Annotated in this window: 16 protein-coding genes; 12 read left to right on the plus strand and 4 right to left on the minus strand. The window is 65.3% G+C overall.

What is annotated here, in order from left to right; genetic code table 11:
* Positions 1–262 precede the first annotated feature (262 nt).
* The 7 genes from LB518_RS08965 to LB518_RS08995 all read left to right on the plus strand — a co-directional run bounded on the left by LB518_RS08965 (position 263) and on the right by LB518_RS08995 (position 5,321).
* A complete protein-coding gene (locus LB518_RS08965) occupies positions 263–475 on the plus strand; it encodes a cold-shock protein (protein WP_224576191.1) in 213 nt (70 codons plus the stop codon).
* A gap of 351 nt (positions 476–826) precedes the next feature.
* Positions 827–1,330: a type III secretion system chaperone family protein gene (locus LB518_RS08970; protein WP_224576193.1), complete on the plus strand. Its 504-nt coding sequence runs from the start codon at positions 827–829 to the stop codon at positions 1,328–1,330.
* Between the two features lie 83 nt (positions 1,331–1,413).
* Positions 1,414–2,364, plus strand: a complete 951-nt coding sequence (pip, locus tag LB518_RS08975) for a prolyl aminopeptidase (RefSeq protein WP_224576195.1) — start codon at positions 1,414–1,416, stop codon at positions 2,362–2,364.
* 88 nt (positions 2,365–2,452) lie between these two features.
* The gene (gene proC, locus LB518_RS08980) at positions 2,453–3,277 is read left to right on the plus strand and encodes a pyrroline-5-carboxylate reductase (RefSeq protein ID WP_224576196.1); all 825 of its coding nucleotides are present in this window, start codon (positions 2,453–2,455) and stop codon (positions 3,275–3,277) included.
* A gap of 52 nt (positions 3,278–3,329) precedes the next feature.
* Positions 3,330–3,989: a TetR/AcrR family transcriptional regulator gene (locus tag LB518_RS08985; protein WP_224576198.1), complete on the plus strand. Its 660-nt coding sequence runs from the start codon at positions 3,330–3,332 to the stop codon at positions 3,987–3,989.
* A 53-nt stretch (positions 3,990–4,042) separates the two neighbouring features.
* Entirely contained in the window at positions 4,043–4,408 is a 366-nt protein-coding gene (locus LB518_RS08990) for a tRNA-binding protein (RefSeq protein ID WP_224576200.1), read from the plus strand.
* Positions 4,409–4,493: 85 nt separating this feature from the next.
* Entirely contained in the window at positions 4,494–5,321 is an 828-nt protein-coding gene (locus LB518_RS08995; protein ID WP_224576203.1) for a VOC family protein, read from the plus strand.
* Positions 5,322–5,339: 18 nt separating this feature from the next.
* Here the strand turns inward: LB518_RS08995 and LB518_RS09000 are convergent, their stop codons facing one another.
* From LB518_RS09000 to LB518_RS09010, 3 genes are all read right to left on the minus strand, one after another.
* Entirely contained in the window at positions 5,340–6,710 is a 1,371-nt protein-coding gene (locus LB518_RS09000; protein ID WP_224577103.1) for an ATP-binding protein, read from the minus strand.
* 172 nt (positions 6,711–6,882) lie between these two features.
* A complete protein-coding gene (locus tag LB518_RS09005) occupies positions 6,883–7,602 on the minus strand; it encodes a response regulator (RefSeq protein ID WP_224576215.1) in 720 nt (239 codons plus the stop codon).
* Between the two features lie 24 nt (positions 7,603–7,626).
* On the minus strand, positions 7,627–8,178 hold the full coding sequence (locus LB518_RS09010; protein ID WP_224576216.1) for a MarR family winged helix-turn-helix transcriptional regulator: 552 nt from the start codon (positions 8,176–8,178) through the stop codon (positions 7,627–7,629).
* Positions 8,179–8,445: 267 nt separating this feature from the next.
* On the opposite strand from LB518_RS09010, the gene LB518_RS09015 reads away from it, so the two are divergent.
* Positions 8,446–9,345: a branched-chain amino acid aminotransferase gene (locus tag LB518_RS09015; protein WP_224576218.1), complete on the plus strand. Its 900-nt coding sequence runs from the start codon at positions 8,446–8,448 to the stop codon at positions 9,343–9,345.
* 60 nt (positions 9,346–9,405) lie between these two features.
* Here the strand turns inward: LB518_RS09015 and LB518_RS09020 are convergent, their stop codons facing one another.
* Positions 9,406–11,256: an ABC transporter ATP-binding protein gene (locus LB518_RS09020; RefSeq protein WP_224576221.1), complete on the minus strand. Its 1,851-nt coding sequence runs from the start codon at positions 11,254–11,256 to the stop codon at positions 9,406–9,408.
* A gap of 63 nt (positions 11,257–11,319) precedes the next feature.
* On the opposite strand from LB518_RS09020, the gene LB518_RS09025 reads away from it, so the two are divergent.
* The 4 genes from LB518_RS09025 (at position 11,320) to LB518_RS09040 (ending at position 14,149) form a co-directional block, all read left to right on the plus strand.
* The gene (locus tag LB518_RS09025) at positions 11,320–11,820 is read left to right on the plus strand and encodes a tRNA (cytidine(34)-2'-O)-methyltransferase (protein WP_224576223.1); all 501 of its coding nucleotides are present in this window, start codon (positions 11,320–11,322) and stop codon (positions 11,818–11,820) included.
* A complete protein-coding gene (gene hemF / locus LB518_RS09030) occupies positions 11,807–12,712 on the plus strand; it encodes an oxygen-dependent coproporphyrinogen oxidase (protein WP_502845809.1) in 906 nt (301 codons plus the stop codon). Before LB518_RS09025 ends, hemF begins: the two co-directional genes overlap by 14 nt.
* Positions 12,713–12,955: 243 nt before the next feature.
* A complete protein-coding gene (locus LB518_RS09035; protein WP_224576228.1) occupies positions 12,956–13,498 on the plus strand; it encodes an adenine phosphoribosyltransferase in 543 nt (180 codons plus the stop codon).
* A 12-nt stretch (positions 13,499–13,510) separates the two neighbouring features.
* Complete coding sequence (locus LB518_RS09040; protein ID WP_224576229.1) at positions 13,511–14,149, plus strand: glutathione S-transferase family protein; 639 nt, start codon at positions 13,511–13,513, stop codon at positions 14,147–14,149.
* The last annotated feature ends 54 nt before the right edge of the window (positions 14,150–14,203 follow it).

Consider the following 14,203-nt stretch of genomic DNA (forward strand, 5'->3'; position numbering starts at 1 on the left):
GGCGTCGCTGTCCTTCGCAGACGCATTGCGGCGCTATCGTTGATTTCTGTGACTTTCTACTGCATGATTTGCAGGCGAGGTCAGACGAAGGACGGACGGAGACTGGACCACTGGTCAAGGGGATTGGTTTCTTGAGGGAACAGGACCACCCCGGCGCAGTCGGTCACTGGAACGATACCGACATTTTCCACCGACATCTGAGGACCTGACGACGACGGCAGCCGTGCCGCGGCGCCGCGAGAGGAAAGTGAGAGGATCGGCCATGCGCCAGACGGGGACCGTCAAGTTTTTCAATGCTTCCAAGGGCTTCGGCTTCATCACGCCGGATGAGGGTGGCAGCGACGTGTTCGTGCACGTCACGGCTGTCGAGCGTTCCGGGCTGACGGCGCTCAACGACGGAATGCGCGTTTCCTTCGATACCGAGCCGGACAAGCGCGGCAAGGGTCCGAAGGCCGTCGATCTGCGCCCCGAATAACGCCGCGTCTTTGCTTTGCTCAAGCGCCTCGGGCCCTGCCCGAGGCTTTTCGTGTTGGGCCCATCCATGCACTCGCGGCCCGGCCGGTGACGCGGCGCGGGCGTCGGGTTCAACAGTCTTTCGCATGCGCGAGCAAAAGTGATCTCGCCAAGCCGCCCTGCGGCATTATAGTGATGTGTAAGAGATTCGCGCTGTTGGGCTTTGTGCCGACAAGGAGTTCGGGGTGAAAGCGAGCCTGCCTCTACCGGCTGGCAGCTTTTCGTCCGGATCGGAAGCTGGACCTCATGTCCCGTTTCCGGAGTGTGTGTTCTGAGTGGTGCTGTCCTTTCCGATCAAGCGCGAGGATCGGCTATGAGCCTCATCGAATTCGAGACCGAAGACCGGCAATCGAACCCCGTCGATACGATCGAGAATATCGCTGCGATCAATGACTGGGCCTTCGAGCGTTCGGGCGACGACGAGATCACGATCTCGATCGGCGGCGGCTGGTGCGACTACCATGTCTCCTTCTCCTGGATGGAGGATATGGAGGCCGTGCACCTCGCCTGCGCGTTTGACCTCAAGGTGACCGACCCACGCAAGACAGAGGTGATGCGCCTGCTGTCCCTGGTCAACGAGCAACTCTGGATCGGCCATTTCGATCTCTGGGGCAAGGAAGGCGTCGTGATGTACCGGCAGACGCTCCTGCTCGCCGGCGGCGCCGAACCGAACAGCGCCCAGGTCGAAGGCCTGCTCGAAAACGCCATCGAGAGCTGCGAACGCTATTATCAGGCGTTCCAGTTCGTGGTCTGGGCCGGCAAATCCGCTTCGGAAGCGCTCGAAGCGGTCATGTTCGAGACCGTGGGCGAAGCCTGAGGCGATAGCGGGCGGCCGCTGCCAGCAGGACGGCCGCTCCGCGATGAATGCATCGCGGTTCGGACACACCGCGTGAACGAGACATGACTGGAATACTCTATCCCGAGAGCCTTCCGCTCGAGTCCGGCTTGTTGCCCGTCGACGGCGGTCATTCGATCTATTGGGAACTCTCGGGCCAAGCGGCGGGAACGGCTGCGCTGTACCTGCATGGCGGTCCCGGCAGCGGCCTCGGCTCCGGGCGCTATCGGCGGCTGTTCGATCCGGAGCGCTATCGGATCGTCGGAATCGACCAGCGCGGCTGTGGCCGCAGCCGGCCGCTCGCCATCGATGCGCTCGACCATCTCGCCGACAACACCACGGGCGCGCTGATCGCCGATATCGAGGCGGTCCGTCGTCATCTCGGCATCGAGGCGTGGCTGCTCAGTGGCGTCTCCTGGGGTGTCACGCTCGCCCTCGCCTATGCCGAGGCCCATCCCGAAAGGGTATCGCGCATGGTGTTCGGCGCGATCACCACAACCAGCCGCGACGAGGTCGACTGGATCACGGGCGCCATCGGACGGATCTTTCCGGAAGCGTTCGCGCGCTTCGAGCACGATTCTGGCCGGCGCGAGGGCGAGCGGATCATCGAAGCCTATGCGCGCCGCCTGGCCGGCGATGATGCCGACGACCGAACCGCGGCAGCTCGTGCCTGGAACGCGTGGGAATCGACCCATGTCTCGCTCGACCCCAACTGGTCGCCGATCGCCGCTCGCTTCGACGAAGATCAGGCACGTTCCTTCGCAACCCTCGTCGCGCATTATTGGGCGCATGACGGCTTCCTGCGGAACGGCCGCGAGATCCTGGCCGGCATCGACCGCATCGCGACGATCCCGGCCGTGCTGATCCATGGCCGCCGCGATATCGGCAGCCCCGCGATCACCGCCTATCGGCTGCACTCACACTGGCCGGCGAGCCGGCTGATCGTCCTGCCGGATGAAGGGCATGGCGGCCCCGCGATGTCCGCCGCCATGCGCCAGGCACTCGACGAGACCTGACCACCAAAAGGCCGGAGCGCTGTTCCCGTTTCCATCCGGCACGCCGGTGGTCTATGACGCAGCAACAGCATTCCTCTTCGGTGGCCCCATGTCGTTTTCAGAGCTCACGCCTGCCTCCCCTCTCGTCCTGATCGGCGCCGGCAAGATGGGCGGCGCGCTGCTTGCTGGCTGGCTTGCCGGAGGTCTTGATCCGAAGGCCGTCATCGTGATCGATCCCGGCCCGCCGCCCGAGACCGCCGAACTAATGGCCCGCCACGGCGTCACCCATCGCACGACACCGCCCGACGGCATCACGGCGCGCGTGCTGCTCCTCGCCGTCAAGCCGCAGATGATGGGGGCCGCGCTGCCGGCGGTCCGCGCTCTGGTCGGCCCCGGCACCGTTACGGTTTCGATCGCCGCCGGCACGACTGTCGCAACGATAGAGGAAGCGCTCGGCGGGGCCGTCGTCAGGGCCATGCCGAACACGCCGGCACAGGTCGGCCGCGGCGCGACCGGCCTTTTCGCGAATGAGGTCACCACGGACGCCGATCGCGTGCTGGTCGAGGCACTGCTCGGCGCGGTCGGAATCACTGGCTGGGTCGAGAGCGAAACGCTGATCGACGCCGTCACGGCGATGTCTGGTTCCGGCCCGGCTTATGTTTTCCTCCTCGCCGAGGCATTGACGGAAGCCGGCATCAAGGCCGGCCTGCCGGCCGAACTCGCCGCCCGTTTCGCCCGGCAGACCGTCTCAGGTTCGGGCGAATTGCTGCAGCAATCGCCGCTGCCGCCCGAAACGCTGCGCAAGAACGTCACCTCGCCGAACGGCACCACCGCCGCTGCCCTTCACGTGCTGATGGCCGATGACGGACTGCAGCCGCTGCTTGATCGCGCAGTCGCGGCGGCCAAACAACGCGCCGAGGAACTGGCGGGCTGAAACACGCCTCATTCGCCCCATATCTTTCGGAGGGTGATCAGGAGGACATGACATGCAGCAGACCGTGCCGGAGAACGTCATCGACGCCTTCATGGCGCTGCTGGGCGAAAAGCCCTTCGAGGCGATCGATCTCCCCGAGATCGCCGAGCGGGCCGGGCTGACGCTCGGCGCCCTCCGCGAAGCTGCCGACGGCAAGTTCGCAATCCTCGCCGCCTTCATGCGCCGTATCGACCGCGCGGTGCTCGACGAAGCCGACAAGGCCGGCGAGGACACGCGCCGTGACCGCCTGTTCGATATCCTGATGCGCCGCTTCGACAAGTTGGTGACTCACAAGCGCGCTGTCGCTCATCTCGCGGCAAGCGCCCGTCGCGACCCGGCGCTGGCGCTCGGTCTGAATGCTCTGGCGCTGCCATCGGCGCGCTACATGCTGGCGGCCGCCGGTATCGGCACCGACGGACTGCGCGGCTGCGCGCGCACCCAAGGTCTCGTCACGATGCTGGTGCGCCTGATGCCAACATGGATCGACGACACCGACCCCGACCAGTCACGCACCATGGCGGCGCTCGACAAGGCTCTATCGCGCGCTGAAGGGTGGGATCACCGCGTTGGCAGGATCGAGAAGGCCGTCTGCCGTATCGGCCGCCGTTTTGAACGCCGCAGGCCTTCGCCTTCGCCGGCAGGAGCAACCGACACGACCGATGCCGCCGCTTGACGCGGGCCGCCACGATGCTACCCGTCGCTTCTGGCAACAGGGAGCGACGGCAGATGGCGGCAGACAACGAGGCAGGCAAGAGCGGAACGATCGACTTCAGTGACTTCCTGAAGGTCGATATCCGCGTCGGGACGATCCTCGAGGCCACGCCATTCCCGGAAGCCCGCAAGCCCGCCTACAAGCTCCTGATCGATTTCGGCCCGGAGATCGGCCGCAAGAAATCGTCGGCGCAGATCACCAAATACTACACGGTCGATGAACTCGCCGGCCGACAGGTACTCGCCGTGGTCAATTTTCCGCCACGCCAGATCGGCCCGTTCATGTCGGAAGTGCTGACGCTCGGCATGCCGGATGAAGAGGGCGCCGTGGTCCTCACCGCAGTCGAGCGCGGCGTGCCGAATGGCGGCCGCCTTTTCTGAGCACGCAGTGTTCACAACTGGACAGCTATCGCCGCGGCGGCTTCATCATTAGCTATGGCTCAGATGTTTTCGATGGAGCCAAGTCATGGCCGATAGTCCTGTCGCTGATTCCGCACTTCCCTTTGCGCTGACCAGGCCTGTTCATGTCGCGTCGGTCGGCCTCAAGGTGAAGAGCATCCCGACGGTCGCCGATTACTATCGTGCGCTGCTCGGACTGGAGACGATCTCCGAGAAGGACGGGCTGATGGTGCTCGGTGCCGGCGGCGTACCGCTGCTGGAACTCGCCTCGCTCGCGCCCGGAGCCGCGCTCGACGATCCGCGCAGCGCCGGTCTCTTCCACACGGCCTTCCTCATGCCGAGCCGCATGGATCTCGGCCGCTGGGTGTTGCATGCCTCTGAAGAGGGGATCGCGGTCGATGGCATGTCGGATCATCTCGTCAGTGAAGCGTTTTACCTGACCGATCCCGAGGGCAACGGCATCGAGATCTATGCCGATCGGGACGAGAAAACCTGGCCGCGTGATGGCTACCGCCTCAAGATGGCGACAGAGCCACTGGATGTGAACGCCATCGTCGAGGCGGTCCCGGCCGATGCAGCCCCTTACCAGACCGCGCCCGATCGGCTCCGCATCGGCCATGTCCATCTGCGTGTCGGCGACGACAAGTTGGCCGAGGCATGGTGGACGTCAGAAGTCGGCCTCGAGGTGGTGACGCATTATCCCGGTGCCAGCTTCCTGGCGTCCGGCGGCTATCATCATCACATCGCCGGCAATATCTGGCGGAGCCGCGGCGCCGGAAAGCGCGACGCTTCGCGCGGCGGCCTGGCGCATGTGACGCTTTCGGGCTCTGGCGTCACCGCCAACCGCGAACTGGTCGATCCCTGGGGCACCGTGGTGCGCCTCGCCGCCGCCTGAGGCCTAACGGCATCGGCGTCAGGCGGGAATCGCGATCGTCGCCCTGAGGCCACCCTCCGGCGATGTAGAGAGCGTGACGTCGCCTCCATGGGCCCGGGCGATGTCGCGCGCGATCGGCAGGCCGAGCCCCGTGCCGCTCTCATCGAGATTGCGCGCCTCGTCGAGGCGGTAGAACGGGCGGAAAACCATCTCGAACTGATCCTCCGGAATGCCGGGACCGTCATCGTCGACCGTCACCGTCAGCCAGCCTTCGAGATTTGTGGCCGTCACGACGATCGTGTTGCCATGACGGCAGGCATTGGCGACGAGGTTGCCGATGCAGCGCTTGAACTCGTTCGGCCGCAAGCTGACGATCGGATCGCCCTCGAAGCGCGCCTCGACGAGATGGCCGACGCGGCGCGATCCCTCGATGACGTCGGCAATCAGCGCCGCGACATCGGTCTTGACGGTGGGCTCGTCGACATCGCCGCGCGCAAAGGCGAGATAGCCCTCCAGCATGCGCTGCATGTCATCGACATCGCGCCGCATCGCGCGGACATCGTCGTTCTCGCGCAGGAGGGCGAGCTGCAGGCGGAAGCGGGTCAGCACGGTCCTGAGATCATGGCTGACACCGGCGAGCATCGTCGTGCGCTGCTCCATCTGCCGGTTGATCCGGTCCGCCATCTCGATGAAGGTCGCGCTGGCTCGGCGGACCTCGCGGGCGCCGCGTGGCTTGAAGTCCTCGATCGCACGGCCCTTGCCGAACCCCTCGGCCGCATCGGCGAGTTCCTGGATCGGGCGGATCTGGTTGCGCAGGAAGGCGATAGCGATGACCAGCAGCACGAGGCTGGTGCCGACCATCCAGAAGATGAAGATTTCGGAGTTCGACGCGTAAGTCTGGCTGCGGCGCGCCAGCACGCGCAGCACCTTGTCGCCGAGCTGGATACGCACCTCGACGAGGTTCGACTTGCCGACCGTATCGATCCAGAACGGCTTGCCGATCTGCTGGCTGATTTCATCCGAAAGCGCGCTGTCGAGCAGCGAGAAGAACGGCTTCGGCGCCGCCGGCGGCAACGGTTCGCCCGGCACCACGGAGATGATCAGGCCGAGCCGATCCTGCGCGATGCGGATGATCTGGCCGTAGGTCGGATCCGAGGGATAGGTCTCGATGAGATCGACGATCGCCGAGATATCACGCACCGTTGCGGCGGAGAGACGGCGCGTCACGGTTTGCCAGTGTCGCTCCATGAACACGAAGGCGACTACCGATTGCAGGATGACGATCGGCGCGATGATGATGATCAGCGCTCGCGCATAGAGGCCTTTCGGCATCGCTGCGCCGAGGCGGCGACCGAGAAAGCGATAGGGCGCAAGAAAGACGGCGAGCGCCGGATCGGCCTTGCGCAATATCCGCCGCGCCTCGTTGATCGCCGGAGCGCGGCCAAGGCGCCGGATGGCGGTGACAAGCGGCCAGTCGAACCAGCTGCCGATGCGGCCGTCGCGATGGAAGGGATGCGGCTGGCGCTCCGTCACGCGGCCTCCGGCGCCGCAGCGCTGCCCCGCCCTCGGGCCATCATCACGCTCACGCCTCCGTCACCAGGCGGTAGCCGATGCCGCGCACCGTCTGGAGATAGAGCGGATTGGCGGGATCGACTTCGATCTTCCGGCGGAGGCGATTAATCTGCACATCGATGGTGCGCTCGCCTGCCGGCTCATCCTCCGAGAGAAGTGACAGCCGTGGCACGGTCTCGTTCGGCGTCGCCGCGAAGACGGCCATGATCTGCCGCTCTCGGTCGGTGAGGCGGATCACCTCCTGGCCACGCCGTAGTTCCCGCCGGCCGATATGGAAGCTGAACGGCCCGAAGCGAAGCTGCTCGATCAGCGGCGCCGTCGGAGGCGTGCCGCGCTTGAGGATTGCATTGATCCGGAGGACGAGTTCGCGCGGCTCGAACGGCTTGCCAAGATAATCGTCGGCGCCGCCCTCGAAGCCGCGGATGCGATGATCGATCTCGACACGCGCCGTCAGCATCAGGATCGGCACCTGCATGGTCTCGCGAAGGCTCTTCAGGAGATCGAGCCCGTTCTCGCCCGGCATCATCACGTCGAGGATCAGGAGGTCGAACGCGAGAGAGCCGAGCCGCGTCCGCGCCTCCTCGGCATTGGCGGCGACGTCGACGCGGAAACCATTGTCGCTCAGATAGCGCGAAAGCAGCGTACGGATGCGCTGGTCGTCGTCGATCACGAGAAGATGGGGCGCATCGTCCGGCAGGATCGCCGCATCCGTTCCGGCGAGTTGGGTCATGGCAATCGCTCCAGCGCCGCCAAGCTAGCGGCTGATCAGCCGGGATACCTTATCCCGTTCGTCGGCGTCGATCATCAGGCGCAGGAAACGCTCGGCCGCGACGCGCCCGGCGGGATCGAGCGCCGCCAATGCGGCGCCGATGCGGCGCGCCTGCGGCTCCGTCAGCCGCGCCGAGAGCGCCCTGCCCTTCTCGGTGGGATAGAGCAGCCGCTGACGCCGGTCGACCGGACCCGGGACCTGTTCGATGAAGCCGGTGTCGATCAGTTCCTTCAAGACGCGGCCAAGGCTCTGCTTGGTGATCTTCAGGATATCGAGCAGATCGGCGACGCGCATGCCCGGATGGCGATCGACGAAATGCAGCACGCGATGATGCGCGCGCCCGAAATCATAGCGCACCAGGACCGCATCCGGATCCGACACGAAATCGCGATAGGCATAAAACAGCAATTCGATCAGAACGACCTCAGGCTTGTCCGCAATCGTCACCGGTGCGGTCACCGGGCCCTTGCTTCCATCCGCGGTGGTCACCTCTTCCGCTGCCCCTTCCGAATGAGCCGCAATATTTACGTCAGCCATATTGACATATTTCGGTTCGATTGTTACGAGAATGGCCGCCGCGACGAAATCTTCGACCGCGCCAGCCGTCCCGCGTCACGCAAAGTTGCTGTGACAGCGCTTCGACCGGCACATTACCGATAGTTTCCGCGCTGCGCAAAATCCGCCGCCCTCGCGCGGCCCCTTCCGCCGCAGGGCCTTGCGGCCAGACTAAAGGCCGGACCGGCGCCCTTCGACGCCGGCCGATTGCCAAGCGGGCCCCGATGGCCCGAACCGGGAGCAACGACAATGAGCGCGCCTGCCTTCGACCAGAAAGATGGATGGATCTGGTTCAATGGCTCCTTCGTCCCGTGGAAGGACGCCAAGGTCCATGTCCTCACCCACGGGCTGCACTACGCAAGCTCCGTGTTCGAGGGCGAACGCGCTTATGGCGGCACGATCTTCAAGCTGCACGAGCATACCGAGCGGCTGTTCCGCTCGGCCGAAATCCTCGATTTCGAGATCCCCTACACGATGGAGGAGATCGACGAGGCCTGCAACGCGACGCTCGCAAAGAACGGCCTGACCGATGGCTATCTGCGCCCGATCGCATGGCGCGGCAGCGAGATGATGGGCGTCTCCGCACAGCACAACAAGATCAACGTCGCCATCGCCGCCTGGGAATGGCCGTCCTATTTCAGCCCCGCCGAGCGGCTGAAGGGCATCCGCCTCGCCTTCGCCAAGTACCGCCGCCCCGATCCGCAGACCGCTCCGTCGATGGCCAAGGCGGCCGGCCTCTACATGATCTGCACGATCTCCAAGCATGATGCGGAGCGCCGCGGCTATGCCGACGCGCTCATGCTCGACTGGGAAGGCAATGTCGCCGAAGCCACCGGCGCCAACATCTTCTTCGTCAAGGACGGCGTCATCCACACCCCGCTCGCCGACCGCTTCCTGAATGGCATCACGCGCCAGACCGTCATCGGGCTGGCCAAGGCGCGCGGGATCGAGGTGATCGAGCGCCGTATCCGTCCGGAAGAACTGCCGACCTTCAGTGAATGCTGGCTGTGCGGTTCGGCGGCTGAGGTCACGCCTGTCTCGGAGATCGGCGAATATCACTTCACGCCGGGCAAGATGAGCGAAATGCTGATGGCCGACTACACCGCCGCGGTGACCCCTGCGGCCACGAAAGTCGCCGCCAACGCCTGAGGCGTTTGACGAGACATGTCATGGCCGGTCTTTCCGGCCATGACATCCAGCCATCGCCGATCAGGCCGCCGCGATCTCATGCGGCGCCCTGTCGCCGATGAAGCCGCCGGACTGGCGGGCCCAGAGCTGGGCATACAGCCCCTCGCGGGCCAGCAATTCCTTGTGCGTCCCAGTCTCGACGATACGGCCGTCATCCATCACCACAAGCCGGTCCATCGCCGCGATGGTCGACAGGCGGTGCGCGATCGCCATGACGGTCTTGCCTGCCATCAGGCCTTCCAGTTGCTCCTGGATCACCGCCTCGATCTCCGAATCGAGCGCTGAGGTCGCCTCGTCAAGCACGAGGATCGGGGCATCTTTCAACAACACGCGGGCAATCGCGATGCGCTGACGCTGGCCGCCGGAGAGCTTGACGCCCCGCTCGCCGACATGCGCCTCATAGCCTTTGCGGCCTCTGGGATCGGCAAGCCCGGCAATGAACCCATCGGCAGAGGCCCGCTCGGCCGCAATCCGGACTTCGGTTTCATCGGCATCCGGACGTCCGTAGCGGATGTTGTCGCGGATCGAACGGTTGAGCAGCGCGGTGTCCTGCGTGACGACGCCAATGGCCGCGCGCAATGAGGCCTGCGTGACCGTGGCGATGTCCTGGCCGTCGATGCGGATCGACCCCTCCTCGAGGTCGTAGAGGCGGAGCAGCAGGCTTACGAGGGTCGTCTTGCCGGCCCCGGAACGGCCGACGATGCCGATGCGCTCGCCCGGATGTACGGTGAGGTCGACACCGCGCAGAACCGGCGTCGTGCCGCCATAGGCGAAACTGACATGATCGAAGACGATCTCGCCCCGCCGCACGACGAGGTCCGGCGCCTCGGGCTGGTCGATGAGGCCATGCGGGCGCGCAATCGTGCGCATGCCGTCCTCAACCGTGCCGACATTGTCGAAGAGGCCGGTGAGCGTCATCATCACGCGGCCGGAAATGACGCTGAGCCGCATCACAAGGCCGAGGGCAACCGCCGTCTCGCCCGGGCTGATCGCCCCGCGCGTCCACAGCCAGACGGCAGCCGCGCCAGTTGCCCCAACCAGCAGCGCGTTCGAGATCTGCAGCAGGATCGACAATGTCGTCAGCAGACGATTCTGGTCGAGCATGCGTCCGGTCTGCTCGGCGATGGCGCCGCGCGCCGTCTCCTCCTCGCGGCCGTCCCGCGCAAACAGCTTCACCGTCTGGATGTTGCCATAGATATCGGCGAGCTTGCCGGTGAGCAGAGAGCGCGCCTCGGACGCCGCCGCCGCCCGGCGCCGGACGCGGGGCACGAAGGTAGCGGCGAGCACCGCTAAAGCGACGACCCAGATTGCGAGCGGCGCCGCCATCAGCGGATCGGCACTGGCGAAAATGAAGAATGTGCTGGTGACAAAGACGGCGACGACCCAGAGCGCATCGATCACCTGCGTGACGCTCTGCGTCATCGCCGACCCCGTCTGCACGATCTTCGTGACGATGCGGCCCGAGAAATCGTTCTGGAAGAAGGTGTAGGATTGACCGAGAACGTGCAGATGGTTGAGCCAGCGGATGCGCGCAGTGAGCGCTGGCGGCAGCGTCTGGTTGGAGATGATCGACTGGATCGCATTGACAAGCGGCCGCAGCACCAGGACCACCAGCGCCATCAGCGCGAGTTGATGGCCATGCTCGGCGAGGAAGGTCGCCGGCGTGCCCCGCGTCATCATGTCGACGAGTTGGCCGACATAGGAATAGATCGCGACCTCGGCGAGCGAGGCGCCAAGCCCGGCGAGAAGCAGGGCCAGCACATAGGGCCAGACGGGCTGCAGAAAATAGCGATAGAACGCGATCAGCCCGTTCGGCGGGCTGCTCGTCTCGGCCGAAAAAGGATCGATCAGTCGTTCGAAATAGCGAAGCATTGTTGACCTTTACGCGCCGCTTCCGGCATCCCTTCAACGCAAGCAGAGCGCGTTTCCGTCCCCATGCCCCGCATCGTTCTCTACCAGCCCGACATCCCGCACAACACGGGCGCCATCCTGCGCTTCGCGGCCTGTCTCGGGCTCGGCGTCGATCTCATCGAGCCGGCCGGCTTCGACCTGTCCGATCGCGGCATGAAGCGGGCCGGCATGGATTATCTGGAGCGCGCAGCCCTCTCCCGCCACCTTTCCTTCGCAGCTTTCGAAGAATTCCGTCGCCCGGCCGGCGGCCGCATCATCCTGCTGACGACCAAGGCCGAGCAGTCCTATCTCAATTTCCATTACCACCCCGGGGATTTCCTGCTGTTTGGCCGTGAAAGTGCCGGCGTCCCCGACGACGTCCATGCCATGGCTGACCACCGCCTCACCGTCCCCATGCAGCCGGGACTGCGCTCGCTCAACCTCGCCATGACGGTCGCGATGGTCACAGGCGAGGCATTGCGCCAGACAGGCGGACCCGCTGCCGACGATTCAAGCGACAAGGATGCTCCCCATGACCGCGCCTGAACACACCACCCTGCCCGAGCATCTCGACGAGAAGAAGCAACGCGCCAGCGGGTGGTTCGCGACGCTGCAGGCGCGCATCATCGTCGCCTTCGAGGCGCTCGAGGACGATGCCTCGCCCACCCTCTATTCCGGCCCCGCCGGCCGCTTCGTGAAGACGCCCTGGAAGCGCACCGACCACACCGGCGCCGATGGCGGCGGCGGCACCATGGCGCTGATGAAGGGGCGGCTCTTCGAGAAGATCGGCGTCCACGTCTCGGCCGTGCATGGCAGCTTCGCGCCGGAATTCGCCAAGGATATTCCGGGCGCCAGCGAGGATCCGCGCTTCTGGGCTGGTGGCATCTCGCTCATCGCCCATATGGCCAATCCCAACGTGCCGACCGTCCACATGAACACGCGCATGGTGGTGACTTCCAGGCAATGGTTCGGCGGCGGCGCCGACCTGACGCCGGTGCTGGATCGCCGCCGGACGCAGGATGATCCCGATACGATCGCCTTCCACGCGGCAATGCAGGATGCCTGTGGCCGCCATTCCGTGGCGGATTACGCCCGCTACAAGGAGTGGTGCGATACCTACTTCTTCCTGAAGCACCGCAACGAGCCGCGCGGGATTGGCGGCATCTTCTATGACGGGCTGAACTCCGGTGACTGGGAGGCCGATTTCGCCTTCACGCAGGATGTCGGCACCAGTTTCCTCGCCATCTACGACCGGCTCGTCCGCGCCAATTTCAGCACGCCATGGACCGAGCCCGACCGCGACGAACAGCTGATCCGCCGGGGCCGCTATGTCGAATTCAACCTGCTCTATGATCGCGGCACGATCTTCGGCCTCCGCACCGGCGGCAATGTCGATTCGATCCTCTCCTCGATGCCGCCGCTGGTGAAATGGCCGTGAGCGCCATCGTAAGGCAGTCCCCCTCGGGCCGCGCCCGGCCAATGCGATCCTCACGCACCTTTCGCGCACGAGCCGGGGCTGATGGCCAAGCTCGGTGCCGCCGCTGGCCGCGTTCTCCGTCGTTGATGCCGGATTGCGCACCGCGCGACTGGACGCGGCGCAAAAGCTGGGGCAAGCCTTAGCGCCAACATGCGCGGCTCCGTCCGCGCCATCCCGATTCCCGAAAGGGCCGCGAAAGCCGTCATGACCTCCGAACCCTTCGACTACGCCGCAGCCATCAGGACCATCCCGGATTATCCGGCCAAGGGCGTGATGTTCCGCGACATCACAACGCTGCTCGGCAATCCGCGCGCCTTCCGCCGCACCATCGACGAACTGGTCCAGCCCTGGGCCGGCGCCAAGATCGACAAGGTCGCCGGCATCGAGGCGCGCGGCTTCATCATCGGCGGCGCGGTCGCACACCAGCTTTCGGCAGGCTTCGTGCCGATCCGCAAGAAGGGCAAGCTGCCCTTTGAGACGATCGGCATGGACTATGCCCTCGAATATGGCCAGGACCGGATCGAGATCCATGTCGACGCTGTCGAGAAGGGCGAGCGCGTCATCCTCGTCGACGATCTGATCGCCACCGGGGGCACGGCCGAAGCGGCGATCAAGCTGCTGCGCGAGGCCGGGGTTAAGGTCGAGGCCGCCTGCTTCATCGTCGACTTGCCGGCTCTTGGCGGTGCCGACAAGCTGCGCGCGCTCGATGTTCCGGTGCGCACGCTTGTCGCCTTCGACGGCCACTGACGGAGCGGCGCCATGGCGGATTTCACGCTGCATGTCGGTACGCGCATCTGGTCGAGTTGGTCGCTGCGTCCCTTCATGGCGCTGGCCGCGACAGGCGCCGATTTCAAAACCATTTTGACGCCACTTCGCAGCGCGACCTCCAAGGCGGCGATCACAGCCTTCAGTCCATCGGGCCTCGTCCCGGTGCTGGTCGACCAGCGCCCCGCCGAGCCGGTGACGATCTGGGATTCGCTCGCCATCTGCGAATATCTAGCCGAGAGCTTTCCCGATCTCTGGCCACGTGATGCGGCCGCGCGGGCCATCGCACGCGCGGTTTCCGCCGAGATGCATTCCGGCTTTCGAGCGATGCGCATGGCGATGCCGATGGATCTCTTCGCCGCACGTCCCGGCGAGGGACTGGACGCCGAGGGTGTCGCAACCGATATTCAGCGCATCGATGCGATCTTCGCTGATTGCAGGTCGCGATTCGGCGCAGCTGGACCGTATCTTTTCGGCCGCTTTAGCATCGCCGATGCGATGTTTGCGCCGGTTGCGAGCCGTTTTAGAACCTATGGACCGACGCTTTCGGACCCTGCCTCAGCCTATGTCGCGACGCTGCTCGCCGATCCGGGCTTCAAGGCCTGGGAAGAGGCGGCTCTGAAGGAAATGTGACGGCGGCACAGTGCCTTGCCGCCTTGACCATGGTCTCCCTTAGCTTCAGGCTCG

It is taken from the genome of Mesorhizobium sp. BR1-1-16 (assembly GCF_020165495.1).
In the GTDB taxonomy this organism is placed as follows: domain Bacteria; phylum Pseudomonadota; class Alphaproteobacteria; order Rhizobiales; family Kaistiaceae; genus Kaistia.

What these genes read in the sequence shown, in the direction of transcription:
- LB518_RS09035 (WP_224576228.1), top strand. Translation starts at nt 12,956, where the DNA reads ATGACCTCCGAACCCTTCGACTACGCCGCAGCCATCAGGACCATCCCG.
- LB518_RS08985 (WP_224576198.1), top strand. Translation starts at nt 3,330, where the DNA reads ATGCAGCAGACCGTGCCGGAGAACGTCATCGACGCCTTCATGGCGCTG.
- pip (WP_224576195.1), top strand. Translation starts at nt 1,414, where the DNA reads ATGACTGGAATACTCTATCCCGAGAGCCTTCCGCTCGAGTCCGGCTTG.
- LB518_RS08965 (WP_224576191.1), top strand. Translation starts at nt 263, where the DNA reads ATGCGCCAGACGGGGACCGTCAAGTTTTTCAATGCTTCCAAGGGCTTC.
- LB518_RS08990 (WP_224576200.1), top strand. Translation starts at nt 4,043, where the DNA reads ATGGCGGCAGACAACGAGGCAGGCAAGAGCGGAACGATCGACTTCAGT.
- LB518_RS08970 (WP_224576193.1), top strand. Translation starts at nt 827, where the DNA reads ATGAGCCTCATCGAATTCGAGACCGAAGACCGGCAATCGAACCCCGTC.
- proC (WP_224576196.1), top strand. Translation starts at nt 2,453, where the DNA reads ATGTCGTTTTCAGAGCTCACGCCTGCCTCCCCTCTCGTCCTGATCGGC.
- LB518_RS09040 (WP_224576229.1), top strand. Translation starts at nt 13,511, where the DNA reads ATGGCGGATTTCACGCTGCATGTCGGTACGCGCATCTGGTCGAGTTGG.
- LB518_RS09010 (WP_224576216.1), bottom strand. Translation starts at nt 8,178, where the DNA reads ATGGCTGACGTAAATATTGCGGCTCATTCGGAAGGGGCAGCGGAAGAG.
- LB518_RS09005 (WP_224576215.1), bottom strand. Translation starts at nt 7,602, where the DNA reads ATGACCCAACTCGCCGGAACGGATGCGGCGATCCTGCCGGACGATGCG.
- LB518_RS09015 (WP_224576218.1), top strand. Translation starts at nt 8,446, where the DNA reads ATGAGCGCGCCTGCCTTCGACCAGAAAGATGGATGGATCTGGTTCAAT.
- LB518_RS09020 (WP_224576221.1), bottom strand. Translation starts at nt 11,256, where the DNA reads ATGCTTCGCTATTTCGAACGACTGATCGATCCTTTTTCGGCCGAGACG.
- hemF (WP_502845809.1), top strand. Translation starts at nt 11,807, where the DNA reads ATGACCGCGCCTGAACACACCACCCTGCCCGAGCATCTCGACGAGAAG.
- LB518_RS08995 (WP_224576203.1), top strand. Translation starts at nt 4,494, where the DNA reads ATGGCCGATAGTCCTGTCGCTGATTCCGCACTTCCCTTTGCGCTGACC.
- LB518_RS09025 (WP_224576223.1), top strand. Translation starts at nt 11,320, where the DNA reads ATGCCCCGCATCGTTCTCTACCAGCCCGACATCCCGCACAACACGGGC.